This is a genomic window from Mycobacterium sp. SMC-17 (assembly GCF_045310915.1).
Taxonomy (GTDB): Bacteria; Actinomycetota; Actinomycetes; order Mycobacteriales; family Mycobacteriaceae; genus Mycobacterium.
The window spans coordinates 143,059-160,768 of sequence record NZ_JBJIAK010000003.1 but is presented as its reverse complement, the minus strand read 5'-3'; the positions used below and the strand labels follow the sequence as shown (position 1 = coordinate 160,768).

The 17,710-nt window shown below is 67.3% G+C and carries 15 protein-coding genes and 1 tRNA gene; 7 read left to right on the top strand and 9 right to left on the bottom strand.

Features of this window, described 5'->3' with window-relative positions; genetic code table 11:
- Position 1 precedes the first annotated feature (1 nt).
- The 3 genes from ACJH7A_RS03345 to ACJH7A_RS03335 are packed head-to-tail and all read left to right on the top strand — an operon-like array spanning position 2 to position 3,583.
- A complete protein-coding gene (locus ACJH7A_RS03345) occupies positions 2–928 on the top strand; it encodes an ABC transporter permease (protein WP_318984138.1) in 927 nt (308 codons plus the stop codon).
- Entirely contained in the window at positions 921–1,880 is a 960-nt protein-coding gene (locus ACJH7A_RS03340; RefSeq protein ID WP_406801427.1) for an ABC transporter permease, read from the top strand. The genes ACJH7A_RS03345 and ACJH7A_RS03340 overlap by 8 nt, the downstream gene beginning before the upstream one ends.
- A complete protein-coding gene (locus ACJH7A_RS03335) occupies positions 1,880–3,583 on the top strand; it encodes a dipeptide ABC transporter ATP-binding protein (RefSeq protein WP_406801426.1) in 1,704 nt (567 codons plus the stop codon). Before ACJH7A_RS03340 ends, ACJH7A_RS03335 begins: the two co-directional genes overlap by 1 nt.
- Positions 3,584–3,646: 63 nt before the next feature.
- Here ACJH7A_RS03335 and ACJH7A_RS03330 read toward each other — a convergent pair whose 3' ends face one another.
- The 4 genes from ACJH7A_RS03330 to ACJH7A_RS03315 all read right to left on the bottom strand — a co-directional run bounded on the left by ACJH7A_RS03330 (position 3,647) and on the right by ACJH7A_RS03315 (position 8,446).
- On the bottom strand, positions 3,647–4,003 hold the full coding sequence (locus ACJH7A_RS03330; protein ID WP_406801425.1) for a cupin domain-containing protein: 357 nt from the start codon (positions 4,001–4,003) through the stop codon (positions 3,647–3,649).
- A gap of 121 nt (positions 4,004–4,124) precedes the next feature.
- A tRNA-Met gene (locus ACJH7A_RS03325) sits at positions 4,125–4,198 on the bottom strand.
- 144 nt (positions 4,199–4,342) lie between these two features.
- Entirely contained in the window at positions 4,343–7,330 is a 2,988-nt protein-coding gene (locus ACJH7A_RS03320; protein ID WP_406801424.1) for a UPF0182 family protein, read from the bottom strand.
- A gap of 90 nt (positions 7,331–7,420) precedes the next feature.
- Complete coding sequence (locus tag ACJH7A_RS03315) at positions 7,421–8,446, bottom strand: PDZ domain-containing protein (protein ID WP_318984135.1); 1,026 nt, start codon at positions 8,444–8,446, stop codon at positions 7,421–7,423.
- An 89-nt stretch (positions 8,447–8,535) separates the two neighbouring features.
- On the opposite strand from ACJH7A_RS03315, the gene ACJH7A_RS03310 reads away from it, so the two are divergent.
- The 3 genes from ACJH7A_RS03310 (at position 8,536) to ACJH7A_RS03300 (ending at position 12,229) form a co-directional block, all read left to right on the top strand.
- The gene (locus ACJH7A_RS03310; protein WP_406801423.1) at positions 8,536–9,930 is read left to right on the top strand and encodes a zinc-dependent metalloprotease; all 1,395 of its coding nucleotides are present in this window, start codon (positions 8,536–8,538) and stop codon (positions 9,928–9,930) included.
- Between the two features lie 91 nt (positions 9,931–10,021).
- A complete protein-coding gene (locus tag ACJH7A_RS03305; RefSeq protein ID WP_406801442.1) occupies positions 10,022–10,861 on the top strand; it encodes a TOMM precursor leader peptide-binding protein in 840 nt (279 codons plus the stop codon).
- A gap of 42 nt (positions 10,862–10,903) precedes the next feature.
- Positions 10,904–12,229 (top strand): ABC1 kinase family protein, encoded by a 1,326-nt coding sequence (locus tag ACJH7A_RS03300; protein ID WP_406801422.1) that lies wholly within the window; start codon positions 10,904–10,906, stop codon positions 12,227–12,229.
- A 123-nt stretch (positions 12,230–12,352) separates the two neighbouring features.
- Here ACJH7A_RS03300 and ACJH7A_RS03295 read toward each other — a convergent pair whose 3' ends face one another.
- From ACJH7A_RS03295 to ACJH7A_RS03285, 3 genes are all read right to left on the bottom strand, one after another.
- The gene (locus ACJH7A_RS03295) at positions 12,353–12,616 is read right to left on the bottom strand and encodes a WhiB family transcriptional regulator (RefSeq protein WP_029105582.1); all 264 of its coding nucleotides are present in this window, start codon (positions 12,614–12,616) and stop codon (positions 12,353–12,355) included.
- Positions 12,617–12,767: 151 nt separating this feature from the next.
- On the bottom strand, positions 12,768–13,028 hold the full coding sequence (locus ACJH7A_RS03290; RefSeq protein ID WP_318984132.1) for a hypothetical protein: 261 nt from the start codon (positions 13,026–13,028) through the stop codon (positions 12,768–12,770).
- Positions 13,029–13,190: 162 nt separating this feature from the next.
- Positions 13,191–15,302 (bottom strand): ATP-dependent DNA helicase UvrD2, encoded by a 2,112-nt coding sequence (locus ACJH7A_RS03285; protein WP_406801421.1) that lies wholly within the window; start codon positions 15,300–15,302, stop codon positions 13,191–13,193.
- Positions 15,303–15,385: 83 nt separating this feature from the next.
- Here ACJH7A_RS03285 and mrx1 point away from each other — a divergent pair, with 83 nt between their 5' ends.
- A complete protein-coding gene (gene mrx1 / locus ACJH7A_RS03280; RefSeq protein WP_212806548.1) occupies positions 15,386–15,622 on the top strand; it encodes a mycoredoxin in 237 nt (78 codons plus the stop codon).
- A gap of 48 nt (positions 15,623–15,670) precedes the next feature.
- On the opposite strand, the gene nudC is transcribed toward mrx1, so the two are convergent.
- Together nudC and ACJH7A_RS03270 are read right to left on the bottom strand one after the other, a co-directional pair.
- On the bottom strand, positions 15,671–16,597 hold the full coding sequence (gene nudC, locus ACJH7A_RS03275; RefSeq protein ID WP_212806549.1) for an NAD(+) diphosphatase: 927 nt from the start codon (positions 16,595–16,597) through the stop codon (positions 15,671–15,673).
- Positions 16,598–16,605: 8 nt separating this feature from the next.
- Complete coding sequence (locus ACJH7A_RS03270) at positions 16,606–17,685, bottom strand: TrkA family potassium uptake protein (RefSeq protein ID WP_212806550.1); 1,080 nt, start codon at positions 17,683–17,685, stop codon at positions 16,606–16,608.
- Positions 17,686–17,710: the final 25 nt, after the last annotated feature.

Here is a 17,710-nt window from a genome sequence, read left to right as displayed (position 1 = left end):
GATGCTGAGATACGGATTGAGCCGGCTCGGGCAGGTGGTGATCGTGTTCTTCGGCGCCACCTTCCTGATCTATGCGCTCGTCTTCCTACTGCCCGCCGACCCGATCTCCGCGCTGGGCGGCGGTAAGCCCATGTCGCCCGCGCTGATCGCGACGCTGCGCGCGCAGTACCACCTGGACCAGCCGTTCTACTCGCAGTACTGGCACTACATCAGCGGGGTGTTCCGATTGGACTTCGGCACCTCCTTCTCGGGCCAGCCGGTGTTCGACGTGATGAAACGGGCCTTCCCCGTCACCGTCGATCTCGCGCTCATCGCGCTCGCCGTCGAGGCGGTGTTCGGTGTGACGTTCGGCGTGCTTGCGGGTTTGAACAAGGGAAAGTGGTTCGACACCACGATCCTGATCGTGACGCTCCTCATCGTCGCCGTCCCGATCTTCGTGATCGGCTTTGCGGCGCAGTACCTGTTCGGTGTGCGCTGGCAACTCTTCCCCGTCACCGTCGGCGGCCATCTCGACGTCTATCACCTGCTGCTGCCCGGATTCGTGCTCGGCGCGGTGTCGTTCGCCTACGTTGTCCGGCTGACCCGCTCGTCGGTCGCGGAGAACCTCTCGGCGGACTACGTGCGGACGGCGACGGCGAAGGGGCTGTCCCGTCCGCGGGTGATCCTGGTGCACGTCCTGCGCAACTCGCTGATCCCGGTGGTGACCTTTCTCGGCGCCGACCTCGGTGTGCTGATGGGCGGCGCGATCGTGACGGAAGGAATCTTCAACATTCCCGGAGTGGGCGGAACCATCTATCAGGCGGTGATCCGGGGCGAGTCGTCGACCGTCGTGTCCTTCGTCACCGTGCTCGTGCTCATCTACCTGGCGTCCAACGTGGTGGTCGACCTGCTCTACGCCGCCCTCGACCCGAGGATCCGCTATGCCTGAGCCCCAGACGCAACCCACCCGCTACCCCGGCCAGGAGCGTTTCGTCGCGGGCCCGGACGTGGTCAGCGTCGCCGCGATCGACGCGGTCGACGCCGACGTGCATCCCGCCGGCTTCTGGAAGTCCGCGTGGCGGGAGCTGCGCACCAAGCCGGAGTTCATCGTCTCGATGCTCCTGCTGGCGATGATCGTGGTCGTCGTGCTCTTCCCGGGACTGTTCACCAGCCAGGACCCGCATTACGGTTCGCTCGAGCAGTCACTACTCCCGCCCAGCGCCGAGCACTGGTTCGGGACCGACCGGCAGGGCTACGACATCTACACCCGCACGATCTACGGCGCCCGTGCCTCGGTGGCGGTGGGCGTGCTGACCACGATCGTCGTGGTCCTGATCGGCGGCCTGCTCGGCGCCGTCGCGGGGTTCTTCGGTGGCTGGATCGACTCGGTGATCGCGCGGCTGTCGGACATCTTCTTCGGCATCCCGCTGATCCTCGCGGCGGTGGTCACGATGCAGATGATCAGTTCTCGCACCGTGTTCACCGTGGTGATCGTGCTCGCGATCTTCAGCTGGCCGCAGATCGCGCGCATCGCCCGGTCCGCCGCGATCGCGGTCCGCAACGAGGAGTTCATCACCGCGTCGCGGTCGCTGGGCGCGTCCCGGGTGCGCACCCTGTTCACCCACGTCATACCCAACGCGCTGGGCCCGGTGATCGTCGTCGGCACCATCTCGCTGGGCATCTTCATCGTCACCGAGGCGACCCTGTCGTATCTCGGGATCGGATTACCGTCCACGGCAGTGTCGTGGGGCATCGACATCGCGGCCGGGCAGCAATTGCTCCGCGAGGGCACGCCAATCCTGTTCTACCCCGCGGCGGCGCTGGCGATCACCGTCCTCACCTTCATGATGCTCGGTGACGTGCTGCGCGACGCGCTGGACCCGAAGGCGAGGACCCGCTGATGACCGAGACGCCGAACGAGGGCGCCGCGCCCCTACTCGACATCCGCGACCTGCAGGTCGATTTCCGCGCGCAGGGCAAGTCGGTGCCCGCGGTGCGAGGCGCGAGCCTCACCGTCTACCCGGGGCAGACCGTGGCCATCGTCGGCGAGTCCGGGTCGGGTAAATCGACCACGGCCGCCGCAGTGCTGGGCCTGTTGCCGGGGACCGGCAAGGTGACCGGCGGTCAGATTCTGTTCGACGGCCAGGACCTGGCCACCACGTCGCGCCGCGACTTCGAGAAGATCCGGGGCAGCGGCGTCGGGCTGGTCCCGCAGGACCCCAACACCAACCTGAACCCGGTGTGGCGCGTCGGATTTCAGATCCGCGAAACCCTGCAGGCCAATGGCGCGGCGAAGCGGGGTGACGCGCGCAAACGCGCCATCGCGCTGCTCAGCGAGGCCGGCATGCGCGACGCCGACAAACGGGTCAATCAGTTCCCGCATGAGTACTCGGGCGGCATGCGCCAGCGGGCGCTGATCGCGATCGGACTCGCCTGCCGGCCGAAGCTGCTGATCGCCGACGAGCCGACCTCGGCCCTGGACGTGACGGTGCAACGGCAGATTCTGGACCATCTCGAGGAGTTGACCACCGAGCTCGGCACCGCGGTCCTACTCATCACGCACGATCTCGGCCTGGCCGCGGAACGCGCCAGCCACCTGGTCGTCATGTACAAGGGGCGGGTGGTCGAGTCGGGACCCGCCCTGCAAATCCTGCAGGACCCCCACCACGAGTACACCAAGCGGCTGGTGCGCGCGGCGCCCTCCTTGGCCGCGCGGCGCACCGACGGCGAGCTCGTGGGCGACCAGGCGCTGCAGCCGAAGGTCACCGGCACCGAATCCAGCCTGGACGTGTCGTCCGGCCCTCAGGACGTGCTGGTCGCGACCAACTTGATCAAAGACTTCCCGATCCGCGGTGCCGTCCCGTTCCGCGGCGGCTCGACCTTTCGCGCCGTGAACGATGTCAGTTTCACGCTGCGACGCGGGACGACCACCGCGGTGGTCGGCGAGTCCGGCTCGGGGAAGTCGACGGTGGCGCGCATGGTGCTGGGACTGTTGGAGGCGACCTCGGGCACAGTGCATTTCGACGGTAAGGACGTCACATCGCTGCGCGGCGCCGACGCGAAGGAGTTCCGCCGCCGGGTACAGCCGGTATTCCAGAACCCGTACGGGTCACTGGATCCGATGTACTCCATCTACCGGGCGATCGCCGAGCCGCTGAACATCCATGGCATCGGAGACAGGTCCTCCCGCACCGCCCGTGTGAAGGAGCTGCTGGACCTGGTCGCGCTGCCGCAGTCGGTCATGCAGCGCTTCCCCAACGAGCTGTCCGGTGGTCAGCGGCAGCGCGTCGCGATCGCCCGCGCGCTCGCCCTCAACCCCGAGGTGGTGGTGTGCGACGAGGCGGTGTCGGCGTTGGACGTGCTTGTGCAGGCACAGATCCTGACGCTCCTGCGCGATCTGCAGAACGAGCTCGGCCTGAGCTACCTGTTCATCACCCACGATCTGGCGGTCGTGAAGGAGATCGCCCACAACGTGATCGTGATGTCGCGCGGCGAGGTGGTGGATTCCGGGCCCACCGACCAGGTGTACGAGAACCCGACGTCGGACTACACCCGGATGTTGATCGACGCGATCCCAGGCGGGACGATCGAGCTCGCCGGCTGATGCTGTGGCCGTGCGGCGCAGTGACTTTCGGGGATTGCCCAGCTGCCGGCTTTGCGGGCGCGGCTAACCCTGCGGGTAGAAGAGAAACAACACACAACCCGACGCCGACTGTGGAACGTGCCATGATCCCGCCGGTGCGTGCAGGAAAGTCCCTGCGGGATAGTCGTTTACGCCGTCGTTGAACACACCGGAGACGACGTACACCTCCTCTGGCCCTGGACTGTGGTGGTCCTCGTCACCCCATACCGCACCGGGGGCGATGGTCGTCACCGCCGCCTTGGCGCCGTCTTCGCCTTGCCACAGCAGCCGGGCCGTGATGCCTGGGAAGATTTCGACCGGGTCGACGTCGGCAACTGATTTCCAGGCATACCCGGGGGCGTTGGGGCCGAACCAGGCTGCATCTCCCGCGACTGAGTCCACGGAATGCAAAACCAGGGCTCGCGATGCACTATTCCGACGACCCCAGACTCCTGCTGGACGCCCCGATTCACCTGGACGTGAAGAAGGCCCCCGGAGAGTTCTCCGGGGGCCTTCTCGCTAGTAGCGGGGACAGGATTCGAACCTGCGACCTCTGGGTTATGAGCCCAGCGAGCTACCGAGCTGCTCCACCCCGCGTCGGTGAATACAACGTTACCCAACGCTGCCGAATGAACCAAATCGTATGGTCAGACAGGGTTTTTGGACTGCCCACCGAACATCCACCAGATGCAAAACTGCCCAACCCCAGAAGGAGTTGGGCAGTTCTGTGACTCGTCCGGACTACTTGGCGTCGCGGTACTTGGCCATGGCGTCGTCGAGCTTCTGCAGCGCGGCGCCGTACTGGGCGAAATTGCCGCTCTGCTGGGCCGCACGCATGCCGTCGAGGGCCGCGTTGACATCTTGCAGGGCAGCCGCTTTCGCGGGCGACAGCGTGAGCGGCACGCCAGGTGATTGCACCGCTACCGGCGGGGGCGGCGGTCCCGCGGCGGGCGGTTGGACGGCGCCGGGAACGGCCGCAGGGGGCGGCGTGCCGGCCGGCACATCGGTCGGGGCCGGACCGGTCGCGGTGGCGCCGGCGCCGGGCCCGAAGATGCCGTTGAGGGCGTCACGGACCGTCGGGCCGTAGCCGACCTTGTCGTTGTACATCATCGCCACGCGGATCAGTCGCGGGTACGACGACGCCGCATCACTGGCACCCGGCGAGGCGTAAACCGGTGCGACATAGAGCAACCCGCCCTGCCCGACGGGCAGCGTCAAGAGGTTGCCCCACCGGATCCGGTTCTGGTTGTCCCGGCCGATGACGCCGAGATCCTGGCTGACCGCGGTGTCGGTGCTGATCGCGTTGAACGCCAGCTTGGGACCGTTCACCTGACCCGGGATGGTCAGCACGGTGATCTTGCCGTACGTGGCCGGATCGGAGCTGGCGCTGATGTACGCCGCCAGGAAGTCCCGCCGGAACCGGTTCATCGCCGTGGTCAGCTGGAACGACGACGAATCACCGCCCGTGGCAAGGTCTTTCGCGACGATGTAGTACGGCGGCTGGAAGCTGCTCGCCGTCGGGTTGGGATCGAGCGGCACGTCCCAGAAATCCGACGTGGAGAAGAACGTCACCGGGTCGTTGACGTGGTACTTGGCCAGCAGCATGCGCTGGACCTTGAACAGGTCCTCCGGGTAGCGCAGGTGCTCGGCGAGTTCCTTGCTGATGGCCGACTTCGGCTTCACGGTGTCCGGGAACACCTTCATCCACGCCTGCAGCACCGGGTCGTGCTCGTCCTGCTCGTACAGCGTGACGGTGCCGTCGTAGGCGTCGACGGTGGCCTTCACCGAGTTGCGAATGTAGGAGACCTGCTTGTCCGGCAACATCCGGTTGACCGCAACCTCATTCGAGTCGGCGGTCGCACTCGACAGCGACGTCAGCTCCGAGTACGGGTAGTTGTCCAGGGTGGTGTAGCCGTCGACGATCCACACCATGCGCTTGTTGACGATCGCCGGGTAGACCGTCGAGTCGGTGGTCAGCCACGGCGCCACCGCCTCGACCCGATGGGCCGGGTCACGGTTGAACAGAATCTTGCTGTTCGGCCCGATGACGCTGGAGAACAAGAAGTTCCGCTCGGCGAACTTGGCGGCGAAGACCGACCGGGCCAGCCAGTTGCCGATGTCCACACCACCGGTACCACCGTAGGTGTAGTTCTTCGTCTCGGTGTTGGTCTCGTAGTCGTACTCGCGGTCGGCGCCGTTCTTGCCGACGATGGCGTAATCCGATGGCGCGCTGGCGATCACCGGGCCGAAGTAGATGCGCGGCTGATCCAGCGGTGCCGGACCGGGCGACACGGCCGCGCCGTTGGCGCCGACCACGCTGGCCAGGAACTCCGGGTAGCCGCCGTTCTGGTTGGGATCGTTGGCGATACCGCGCACCGTGTTGGCGGGCGAGGCGATGAAGCCGTTGCCGTGGGTGTAGACCGAGTGCTTGTTGATCCAGTCGCGCTGGTTGTCGATCAGCCGGTCCGGGTTCAATTCCCGTGCCGCGACGACGAAGTCGCGCAGCTTGCCGTCGGGCCCGTTGTAGCGGTCGATGGACAGCTGGTCCGGGAAGCTGTAGAAGTTCTTGCCCTGCTGGAACTGCGTGAAGGCCGGTCCGACGATGGTCGGGTCGAGCAGCCGGATGTTCGACGTCGTGGCCCGGTCGGCCGCCACCTGCTCGGCGGTGGCGGGCGCGTTGCCGCTGTAGTCACGGTAGGTCACCGAATCGCCGGTCAACCCGTACGCGTCGCGCGTCGCCGTGATACTGCGACTGATGTAGTCACGTTCCTTCTGCGCCGCATTGGGTTTGACGCTGAACTGCTCGACCAGCATGGGCCAGCCGGCCCCGACGATCACCGAGCTCAGCAGCAGCAGGACCAAGCCGATCGCCGGGATCCGCAAGTCCCGCAGCACCAGTGCCGAGAACACAGCCACCGCGCAGATCACCGCGATCGCCAGCAGGATCAGCTTCGCCGGCAGCACCGCGTTGATGTCGGTGTAGCCGGCGCCGGTGAACGGCTTGCCGGCCCGGGTGTGGCTGAGCAGCTCGTACCGGTCGAACCAGTAGGCAACGGCCTTGAGCAGCACCAGGATTCCCACCAGCGACACCAGCTGCATGCGCGCCGCACGGCTGAGCGCGCCCTGGCGGCCCGACAATCGGATGCCGCCGAACACGTAGTGGCCCAACAGGTTCCCGACCAACATCAGGAAGACGCCGACGAACAGGTAGCCGAGCACCAGCCGGTAGAACGGCAGGTCGAACGCGTAGAAGCCCAGATCCTTGCCGAATTCGGGATCGGTGATGCCGAACGAGCCGCCGTGCAGGAACAGCTGCACCCGCACCCAGTAGGTCTGCGCCACGAAGCCGCCCAGCAGCCCGATGAACGCCGGGACACCAATGGCGAACAACCGCAGTCGCGACAGGACGGTGGCGCGGTAGCGGGCCACCGGGTCATTGGGTCCGGACGCCGGCACGAACACCGGCCGGGACCGGTACGCCAGTGCCATTCCCCCGAACGACACGGCGCCGATGAAGACGCCGGCCACCAGGAAGACCACCAGGCGCGTCACCAGGACGGTGCTGAACACCGAACGGAAGCCGACCTCACCGAACCACAGCCAGTCCACGTAGGCGTCGACCAGTCGCGGGCCGACCATCAACAAACCGACGATCAGCAGCGCGATCCCGACCAGGATTCGGCTTCGTCGCGTCAGCTTCGGCATCCTCGCCGCAGGCCGCATCCCCACTCGTCAGCTCCAGTCTGTTGAAAAGTCTGTATGAAATCTGAAAAGGCCAGCTTGACCTACGACTCTACGCAACCAGGGGTGATCGCGAGTTCAGCAGCGGGGAGGTTCGCCACCAGCGGACACGGCGTGCAGCGCGTCGACGGCACCACTGAGGTTCTCGACCTTGATCAGCCCGAGTCCGTCCAGGTGGGCCGAGACCGCTTCGGCGCAGTTCTCCGCGGGCACCATGAACACCGTCGCGCCGGCCTCGCGGGCGGCCAGCATCTTGTGCGTGATGCCGCCGATCGGGCCCACCTTGCCGTCATCGCCGATGGTGCCGGTACCCGCAACGAACTTGCCGCCGTTCAGGTTTCCGTCGGTCAGCTTGTCGACGACGGCGAGGCTGAACATCAGACCGGCCGACGGGCCACCGATGTTGGCGAGGTTGAAGTCGATGACGAACGGCGCCCACGGCGCGTTGAGCACCGTCGTACCGAGGTAGCCGTAGTCACGGTCCTTGTTGGTGCCCAACGTGATGGTCGTGACGCCGATCCCGGCGTTCTTGCGCCGGTAGTCGAGCACGACGTGGTCACCGGGCTTGGTTTTCTTCAGTAGTCCGGTGAACTCTTCGACGGTGGCCACCGGAATGCCGTTGACCGCATCGATGGCATCGCCGGGGCGCAACTGACCGGCCGAGGGCCCGGGATCGGCGACGGCCTGGACCGTCACCGCCTTCGGGTACTTCAGGTAACTCAACGCCGCGTACTCGGCGTCTTCCTCGGAGTTCTTGAAGTCGGCGTTGTTGGCCTTGTCGACCTGCTCCTTGGACTTGTCCGGCGGGTACACCAGGTCGCGCGGCACCAGCTGCTCGCGGCCCGACATCCACAGCGCCAGCGCCTGGCCCAGCGTCAGCCCGTCGCTCTGCGACACCGTCGTCATGTTGAGGTGCCCGGACGTCGGGTGCACCTTGACGTCGCCCTTGATGTCGACGACCTTTTTGCCGTCGACCTCACCGAGCGTGTCGAACGTCGGGCCGGGGCCCAGCGAGACGAACGGCACGGTCACCACCGACACCAGTACGACGAACACGATGATCGGCACCAGAGCGACCACGAGCGTAGAAATCCGCCTGTTCACGCCGCCAACAGTAAAGCTCGTGGCTCGGTTCGCTGACAGCATGACCCGCGAAGCCACCCGCCGGCGATGCGGGCAGTACCGTTGACGGTATGGCTGACCTGCCTTTCGGCTTCTCCAGCGGCGAAGACCCCGACCGCGACAAGTCCAAGAAAGAACCTGGACCAGGCTCTTCCGGTGGCTCGTCGGACCCGTTCGGGTTCGGTAATGCGTTCGGTGGCCCCGGCGGCGCCGGCATGCCCGACCTGGGCCAGATCTTCACGCAGCTCGGCGCGATGTTCAGCGGCGCAGGCGCGTCGATGAACAACCCGCAGGCGGGCCCGGTCAACTACGACCTGGCCCGCAAGCTGGCGTCGAACTCGATCGGTTTCGTCAAGCCGGTCCCCGAGCAGACCGCGACGGCCATCTCCGACGCCGTGCGGCTCGCCGAGACCTGGCTCGACGGCGTCACTCCCCTGCCGGCCGGCACCACCCGCGCGGTGGCGTGGACGCCGAGCGACTGGCTGGACAACACCCTCAACACCTGGAAGCGGCTGTGCGACCCGGTCGCCGAGCAGCTGTCGACGGTGTGGGTGTCGGCGTTGCCCGAAGAGGCCAAGGCGATGGCCGGACCGCTGCTGGCGATGATGTCGCAGATGGGCGGCATGGCCTTCGGCTCGCAGCTGGGCCAGGCGCTGGGGACGTTGTCCAAGGAGGTGCTGACGTCCACCGACATCGGCCTGCCGCTGGGGCCGTCGGGCGTCGCCGCACTGATGCCCGAGGCCGTCGAGGCGTTCGGCGAAGGTCTCGAGCAGCCGCGCAGCGAGGTGCTGACATTCCTCGCGGCGCGCGAGGCTGCCCACCACCGGCTGTTCAGTCACGTGCCGTGGCTGGCCAGCCAGCTGCTCAGCGCCGTCGAAGCCTTCGCCAAGGGCATGAAGATCGACATGAGCGGCTTCGAGGAGATGGCCTCCGGCCTGGACCCGGCGTCGCTGATGGGCGACCCGGGCGCCATGGAGAAGCTGCTGAGCCAGGGCATGTTCGAACCGAAGGCCACCCCCGAGCAGGCCGCGGCGCTGGAACGACTGGAGACGCTGCTGGCGCTCATCGAGGGCTGGGTGCAGACCGTCGTCACCGCCGCACTCGGTGAGCGGCTGCCCGGCACGTCGGCGCTCAGCGAGACGCTGCGTCGTCGTCGCGCCACCGGCGGGCCCGCCGAGCAGACCTTCGCGACCCTCGTGGGCCTGGAACTGCGGCCGCGCAAGATGCGCGAGGCCGCCACGCTGTGGGAGAAGCTGACCGACGCCGTCGGCGCCGACAAGCGTGACGCCGTCTGGCAACACCCCGATCTGCTGCCCAGCGCCGCCGATCTGGACGAGCCCGCGGCCTTCATCGACCAGGCGCTCGGCGGCGACACCTCGGATCTGGACCAGGCGCTGGCCGATCTGGAGAAGGACCTCAAGCGGTCCGCCGACGAGGACGCGGGAGACGACCCAGCCGAGGGCTGAGTGCCTGTGGATAACTGATTCGCCGAATCGGCGTGCCGTTGGCACAGTTGGGCAGGTGAGATCAGGGGTGGATCGCGGCGCCGCGCAGTGCATGTTGAACCCGGCCATGCCGGTGTTGCAGCGGCCCGACGGGACGGTGCAGCTCGGCTGGGACCCGCGGCGCGCCATCGGCATTCGGCCTCCGGACGGGTTGACGGTCGGTGACCTGGCGGACCTGCTGCGCGGTATGCAGAGCGGCGTCGACGCCGAGAGCAGCCAGGCGCTCGCGCTGGCGGCCGGGCTGACCGATATCGACGGCTGGACCGGCTTGGTCGACGCCCTGAACTCTGCCGGGTTGTTGCAGACGGTGCCGGATACCGGCCGGCGACCGGTGTCGGTACGCATCCACGGCAGCGGTCCCCTCTCGGATCTGTTGGCCGGCGCCTTGAACTGTTCCGGAACCCGGGTGCGCACCAGCCGATTCGGCCACGTGGCCGTCACGCGGGATGCCGCCGATCTGGTGGTGCTGTCCGATTTCCTGGTCGCCGACCGCCGCCTGGTACGCGACCTGCACCGTGCCGGGGTCCCGCATCTGCCGGTGCGGATCCGGGACGGCACCGGGCTGATCGGCCCGCTCGTCCTGCCCGGCGCGACGAGTTGTCTGAATTGTGCCGACCTCCACCGCAGCGACCGCGACGCGTCGTGGCCGGTGCTGGCCGCCCAATTGGAGGGCACCGTCGGCAGCGCCGACCGGGCGACGGTACTGGCCACCGCGGCGGTGGCGCTCAACCAGGTGGACCGGGTGATCGACGCGATCCGCGGCGGCGGGGCCCGCGCAGAACCACCGCCGACGCTCGATGCCACCCTCGAATTCGACATCGGCTCGCGGACCACGGTGGTGCGCCGGTGGTCGCGTCATCCGCTGTGTGACTGGTGCGATCGACTGTCGTGACAACACGCGTTGCCATGTCGCTGCCGTGCACTCAGCAACGTCATGGATGATGTGAATGTGGCTGATATCAAACGGGGCAGTGTGGCACGCAACGCGAAGCTCGCCGGTCTGGCCGGCGGCATGGCGGGACGGGCGGCGCTGGGCTTGGGCAAGCGCCTGGCGGGCAGGTCCAAGGACGAGGTGACCGCCGAACTGATGGACAAGGCGGCCAACCAGCTGTTCACCGTGCTGGGTGAACTCAAGGGCGGGGCGATGAAGGTCGGCCAGGCCTTGTCGGTGATGGAGGCGGCGATTCCCGAGCAGTACGGCAAGCCGTACCGCGAGGCGCTGACCAAGCTGCAGCGCGAAGCCCCGCCCCTGCCGGCCGCCAAGGTGCACCGCGTGCTCGATGCGCAGCTGGGTACCAAGTGGCGCGACCGCTTCCAGTCCTTCGATGACACCCCGGTCGCGTCGGCCAGCATCGGCCAGGTACACAAAGCCGTCTGGTCCGACGGCCGCGAGGTCGCGGTCAAAATCCAGTACCCCGGCGCCGACGAGGCGCTGCGTGCCGACCTGAAGACCATCCAGCGTCTGGTCGGCGTCTTCAAGCAGCTGGCGCCCGGCGCCGATGTCCAGGGCGTCGTCGACGAGCTGATCGACCGCACCGAGATGGAACTGGACTACCGGCTGGAGGCCGACAACCAGCGCGCGTTCGCGAAGGCCTACGCCGGGCACCCGCACTTCAAGGTGCCGGCGATCGTGGCCAGCGCGCCGAAGGTCGTCATCGCCGAATGGATGGACGGCATCCCGATGTCGGTCATCATCCGGGAGGGCACCGTCGAGCAGCGCGACCTGATGGGTACCCGGCTGTCGGAGCTGACATTCGACGCGCCGGCGCGCCTGGAGATCATGCACGGGGACACCCACCCCGGGAACTTCATGCTGCTGCCCGACGGTCGCATGGGCGTCATCGATTTCGGCGCGGTGGCGCCGCTGCCAGGTGGGCTGCCGACCGCGATCGGCGAGATGATCAGACTGGCGCGGGACAAGAACTACGACAAGCTGCTGCCGGTGATGGAGGAAGCCGGGTTCATCCAGCCGGGCGAAGAGGTCCCGATCTTCGAGGTCGACAACATGCTGCGGCAGTACGTCGAGCCGATCCAGACCGATGTCTTCCACTACACGCGGCGCTGGATCATGAAAATGGCTGCGGGCCAGTTGGACAACGGCGTGAACCAGATCAAGATGGCCCGTCAGCTCGACATGCCGCGGAATCTGGTCATCCCGCTGCGCGTGATCGCGTCGACCGTGGCGATCTGCTGTCAGTTGGACGCCCACGTCCCCGTGAAAGCCATTGCCACGGAACTGGTTCCGGGCTTTACGCCGTAGTCAGCGGCGATTACGCGGCCGTTCGGCGCCGGCGAGCGGCCGCGTAATGCACGCCAAACACGGTGTGTCGGTGTGCAGACACGGCCGCTCGCGGTTGGTGCCCCCCGAGGTTTGGCTGCGGGGTCATGCCGCGACGACGTCCTTACGCGGACGACCGCGCGGACGCTTGCGTGCGATGACGGCACCCCGTTCGAGGATCTCCCCACCCCAAACACCCCACGGCTCTTCACGTTCCAGCGCCTCGTTGAGGCACTGCAGCCGGATCGGGCAGTCGGCGCACAGCGCCTTGGCCTGTTCCAGCTGAGTGGGGTTGTCAGCGAACCACATATCGGGGTCGCCGACATGACATGGCACCGCCAGCCTTTGTCGGCAAGTCTGGCTAGTCATGTCCTCATCACCTACTTCCTGGTCGTCTTGCGTCTCATCTGTCTGATGGATCGGTGACCAGGTGGTGGTTTTGAGGTTGTGCCCCAAAAACATTGGCCACGGATCCGGTGGTTTCGGGTCCGTGGCCAGGTTTGGCTGCTGTGGGCGCTACCTAAGTAGTGCCTCGCTTCACGGACGCGAAGGTCTTGGCGTTGCGCTTGCGCTGCGGGATGTCGGCGACATGTCCAGCCGTCGCGAGACGTGCCGCCGGCATAGCGGCGGCTGCAGCGACAGCGGGAATGGCGGGAACGTCAACGATCTGATGCCAACCAGCGCCGACGCGCGATACCGCCTCATAGGCGGCAGCGGTCAACGGCGCACGGGAACCAGAGACAGCGAGGACAGCGCCACGGGACGCATCAAAGCTGATCATCGGGGCCACCTCCTCAGCGGTCGACTGCGGATTCACAGGGTGCGAATTCGCGGGATTTCGTTGCGGCTTCGAGGCTAGACGTTACCACCAAAATCAGGCAAGCGATTTTTTGACCAGCAGTTTTGGCGCAATTTGCGCCATGTTTGGCGCAATTTAGTGGGGCTAACGGGACGCGTTCACCAATGCCAGCACATCCGGCCCGTATTGCTCCAGCTTGCGCGCACCGATGCCGGGAATGGCCACCAATGCGGCATTGTCGGCCGGTAGGGCCTCGGCGATCGCGATCAAGGTGTTGTCGGTGAACACCACGTAGGCGGGCACCTTCATCTCCTGCGCGGTACGCAGGCGCCACTCCTTGAGCCGGCCAAGCAGCTCCTCGTCGAGGTTCGACGGGCACGATTCGCAGCGCCGCAACAGGATCGCGGTCGACGACGTCAACGCCGCATTGCAGACCCGGCAGCGCGGCGCCGGACCCCGTTTACGTTGCGGCTGTTGGGGTTCGCGCCGGCTCTGCGGTGTCAGCCCGTTGAGGAACCGCGAGGGCTTGCGGCTCTGCCGCCCGCCGGCGGCCCGGGCGAGGGCCCACGAGATCGTCAAATGCACTCTGGCCCTGGTGATTCCGACGTAGAAGAGGCGACGCTCCTCTTCGACGGGTTCGCTGTCCGCGCCGTGCGACAGTGCGTGCGAGATGGGCAGCGTGCCGTCGACCAGACCGACCAGGAACACCGCATCCCACTCGAGGCCCTTGGCAGCGTGCAGCGAGGCCAGCGTGACACCCTGCACCACCGGTGGGTGCCGCGAATCGGCGCGCTGACGCAGCTCGACGAGCAGGCCCTGCAGGTCCAGGTTGGGACGCACCGCGACTTCCTGCTCGACCAATTCGACCAAGGCCAACAACGCATCCCAGCGTTCCCGGGCCTTGGTACCCGCCGGCGGCTCGGCCGTCAGGCCCAGCGGCTCCAGCAGATCCCGGACCAACTGGGGCAGCTCGACACCGGCGACGTCACCCTGGTGTCCCGCGGCGCGCTGCAGCGCCAGCAACGACTGCCGAATCTCCTGGCGGCTGAAGAAGCCCTCACCCCCGCGCACCTGGAACGCCACCCCGGCCGCGGTGAGCGCCTCCTCGTACACCTCGGACTGCGCGTTGATGCGGTACAGCACCGCGATTTCCGAAGGGGCAGTACCGGATTGGATGAGCTTCTTGATGGCGGCGGCGACCGCGTTGGCCTCGGCGACCTCGTCGGGATGTTCCCGGAACACCGGCTTGGGCCCCGGATCGCGCTGACCGATGAGCTGCAACCGGCTGGCCGCCATCCGGCCGGACGCCGCCGAGATCACCTGGTTCGCCAGCGACACCACCTGCGGCGTGCTGCGGTAGTCGCGTTCCAGCCGGATCAGCGCCGCATCGGGGAACCGCCGCGAGAAGTCGAGGAGGTATTGCGGGGTGGCGCCGGTGAACGAGTAGATGGTCTGGTTGGCGTCACCGACCACCGTCAGATCGTCGCGCTCCCCCACCCAGGCATTGAGCACCCGCTGCTGCAGCGGGGTGACGTCCTGGTACTCGTCGACGACGAAGCAGCGGTAGCGGTCGCGGAATTCGCCGGCGACGGCGGCGTCGTTCTCGATGGCGGCGGCGGTGTGCAACAGCAGGTCATCGAAGTCCAGCAGCGCCGATCCGTCGCGCCGGGCCTTGAGGCCCTCGTACCCGGCATACACCGCAGCGACCTTGGCGGCGTCGAACGGGATGTCCCGCTCGATCTTGGCGACCTGCTCCGGGTACAGCTCGGGACTGATGAGGGACGACTTGGCCCATTCGATCTCACCGGCCAGGTCGCGCACGTCGTCGGTACTGGCCTGAATGCCCGCCCGATTGGCCGCCTGCGCGACCACCGCGAACTTGCTGTCGAGCAACTCCCAGCCGGTGTCCCCGACGACCCGCGGCCAGAAGTACCGCAGTTGCCGCAGCGCCGCCGCGTGGAACGTCATGGCCTGGACGGCCCCGGTGCCGGCCGCACCGTCGATCTCCTGTTCCAGGCTGCGGAGGCGGCCGCGCATCTCGCCGGCGGCGCGCTGGGTGAACGTCACGGCCAGCACCTGACTCGGCGCGACGTGTCCGGCGGCGACGAGATACGCGATGCGGCGGGTGATGGTGCGGGTCTTGCCCGTGCCGGCACCGGCCAGCACGCACACCGGGCCGCGGGGCGCGAGGACGGCCTCACGCTGTTCGTCGTCGAGGTCCTCGAGGAGTGTGGACGGCGGGGCCTCGGCTGGCATGGCCTCCATCATGGCAGGCGGGTGTGACACACGAGGCACCGCTGGGCGGCATGATGCGGCGATCGGATACGTTGAGGTGCGTTATGAGTGCACTGATCATGTACAGCACGACCTGGTGCGGCTACTGCAAGCGGCTCAAGACCGCGCTGAAGGCCGAAGGCATCTCCTACACCGAGATCGACATCGAGCAGGACCCGGCGGCCGCCGAGTTCGTCGGTTCGGTCAACAACGGCAACCACGTGGTTCCGACGGTGAAGTTCCCCGACGGCTCGACGCTGACCAACCCCAGCATCAAGGACGTCAAAGCCAAGCTGAGTTAGGGATTTGTGCACGATTTTCCGCGCTGGCCGCGGATTTTCGTGCACAAATCACTGGGCCGCCCAGGATTCGATGATCTCCCGGGCGATCGAGATGGAGCCGGGCAGCAGCAGCCGGGTGTCCGCCGTGCTGTTCCAGTCGCCGTGCTCGAGGGCCTCGCGCACCTCGGCCCGGGTGAACCAGTCGGCCTCGGCGATCTCGCCGTCGTTGAACGAGAACGGCTGCTCCGGATCACCGATGGCGTGGAAGCCGACCATCAGCGAACGCGGGAACGGCCAGGGCTGACTGCCCAGGTACTTGACGTCGGTGACGGTCAGACCGATCTCCTCGGCGATCTCGCGTACCACGCAGCTCTCGAACGATTCGCCGGCCTCGACGAACCCGGCCAGCAGTGAGAACAGCCGCTCGGGCCAGTTGGTCTGCCGGGCCAGCACCGCGCGGTCGTGCCCGTCGTGCACGAGGCAGATGATCGCCGGGTCGATGCGCGGGAATTCCTCGTGGCCGCCGATGCTGTTGACCCGCGCCCAGCCGCCCTTGATCGGCTTGGTGGGCGCGCCGTCGATGGCGCTGAAGCGGGCGCTGTCATGCCAGTTCAGCAGGGCCGTCGCCGTCGAGACGAGCTGCGCGCTGATGTCGTCGAAGATGGGCCCGGCCCGGCGCAGGTCGAGGACCTCGACCGGCGCGTCCGTCCCGCCCGTCGGCTCCTCCAGTGCGGCGCGCACGCCCCACACGTGGCGGCCATCGGGCATCCGGCCCAGGAACACCGCGTGCTCGTCGGGCTTGTCGCCGAGTTCCGCGGCACGCCCGAGCACCACCCGGCCACCGGAGATCAACACCTGATTGCGGCGGTCCACGCGCAGCAGCAGCGCGTCCTTCCAGCCGGCGATCGCGGCGTCGACGTCGGTGCGCAGCGTGTCGGCCCGGTCGGCACCGACCCGGGACAGCAGCGGGACGTTACGCAGGGTGAAATCGCTCATCGCGGGGCTTACCGTTCGACTTCGGCGTTGCGGATGTAGAGCAGCCGGTCCCCGGCCGCCAGGGCGTCGACCTCAGGCGAGTCGACCCGCAGCAGCTGCCCGTCGCGCACCACCCCGAGCACGATGTCGGTCAAGTGCCGCGGCGAACCGCCGAGCTCCTTGGCCTCGACCTCGCGCTCGGAGATCGCGAAGCCTGCGTCGGGGGTGAGCAGGTCTTCGACCATCTCGACGACGCTCGGCGTCTGGGTCGCGATGCCCAGCAGCCGGCCGGCGGTCTCCGAGGACACGACCGTCGAGTCGGCGCCGGACTGCCGTAGCAGGTGCTGGTTCTCGGCCTCGCGGGCCGAGGCGACGATCTTGGCCTTGGGCGCCACCTCGCGCGCGGTCAGCGTGACGAGCACGGCGGTGGCGTCTTTGTCGGTCGCGACGACGATGGACTTCGCGTGCTGGGCGCCGGCGAGGCGCAGCACCTCCGACTTGGTGGCGTCGCCGACCACGGTGACCAGTCCGGCGGCACGCGCCCGGTCCAGGGCCGCCGGGTTCTCGTCGACGACGACGATGTCTCCGGGGGCGACCTCGTCACCGACCATGGCCTGGACCGCGGTGCGGCCCTTGGTCCCGTAACCGACGACGATGGTGTGGTTGCGCACGGTGCTCCTCCATCGCTGAATCTTCAAGGCTTGACGAGACTGCGTGGTCAGCGTCTCGACGGTCGTACCGATGAGCACGATCAGGAACGCGATCCGCATGGGCGTGATCACCAGGACGTTCACCAGGCGCGCGCTCGGTGTCAGCGGTGTGATGTCGCCATAGCCGGTGGTCGACAGCGACACCGTCGCGTAGTAGATGCAGTCCAGGAGCGACATCTCGTTCTCCTGGGCGTCGCGGTAGCCGTCGCGGTCGAGATACACGACGAGCACCGCGGCGGCGAGCACCAGCAGCGCGTAGATGACACGGCGCACGATCCGGCGGATGGGACTGACGAACGCTTCCGGAATCTGCAGCACATCAACCAGATCCGCGTTCTGGCGGCTCGTGAGGTTCTGTTCCATCGCGGCCATGCGCCGCGACAACCTAACGCGAGCCATGCGGCTCCATTATCTGGCGGAGACT

Bases quoted from the DNA above. Each gene is read 5' to 3' on its own strand.
- mrx1 (WP_212806548.1), top strand. From the start codon at position 15,386: ATGAGTGCACTGATCATGTACAGCACGACCTGGTGCGGCTACTGCAAG.
- nudC (WP_212806549.1), bottom strand. From the start codon at position 16,597: ATGAGCGATTTCACCCTGCGTAACGTCCCGCTGCTGTCCCGGGTCGGT.
- ACJH7A_RS03310 (WP_406801423.1), top strand. From the start codon at position 8,536: ATGGCTGACCTGCCTTTCGGCTTCTCCAGCGGCGAAGACCCCGACCGC.
- ACJH7A_RS03285 (WP_406801421.1), bottom strand. From the start codon at position 15,302: ATGCCAGCCGAGGCCCCGCCGTCCACACTCCTCGAGGACCTCGACGAC.
- ACJH7A_RS03345 (WP_318984138.1), top strand. From the start codon at position 2: ATGCTGAGATACGGATTGAGCCGGCTCGGGCAGGTGGTGATCGTGTTC.
- ACJH7A_RS03295 (WP_029105582.1), bottom strand. From the start codon at position 12,616: ATGACTAGCCAGACTTGCCGACAAAGGCTGGCGGTGCCATGTCATGTC.
- ACJH7A_RS03340 (WP_406801427.1), top strand. From the start codon at position 921: ATGCCTGAGCCCCAGACGCAACCCACCCGCTACCCCGGCCAGGAGCGT.
- ACJH7A_RS03270 (WP_212806550.1), bottom strand. From the start codon at position 17,685: ATGGCTCGCGTTAGGTTGTCGCGGCGCATGGCCGCGATGGAACAGAAC.
- ACJH7A_RS03300 (WP_406801422.1), top strand. From the start codon at position 10,904: ATGGATGATGTGAATGTGGCTGATATCAAACGGGGCAGTGTGGCACGC.
- ACJH7A_RS03290 (WP_318984132.1), bottom strand. From the start codon at position 13,028: ATGATCAGCTTTGATGCGTCCCGTGGCGCTGTCCTCGCTGTCTCTGGT.
- ACJH7A_RS03305 (WP_406801442.1), top strand. From the start codon at position 10,022: ATGTTGAACCCGGCCATGCCGGTGTTGCAGCGGCCCGACGGGACGGTG.
- ACJH7A_RS03335 (WP_406801426.1), top strand. From the start codon at position 1,880: ATGACCGAGACGCCGAACGAGGGCGCCGCGCCCCTACTCGACATCCGC.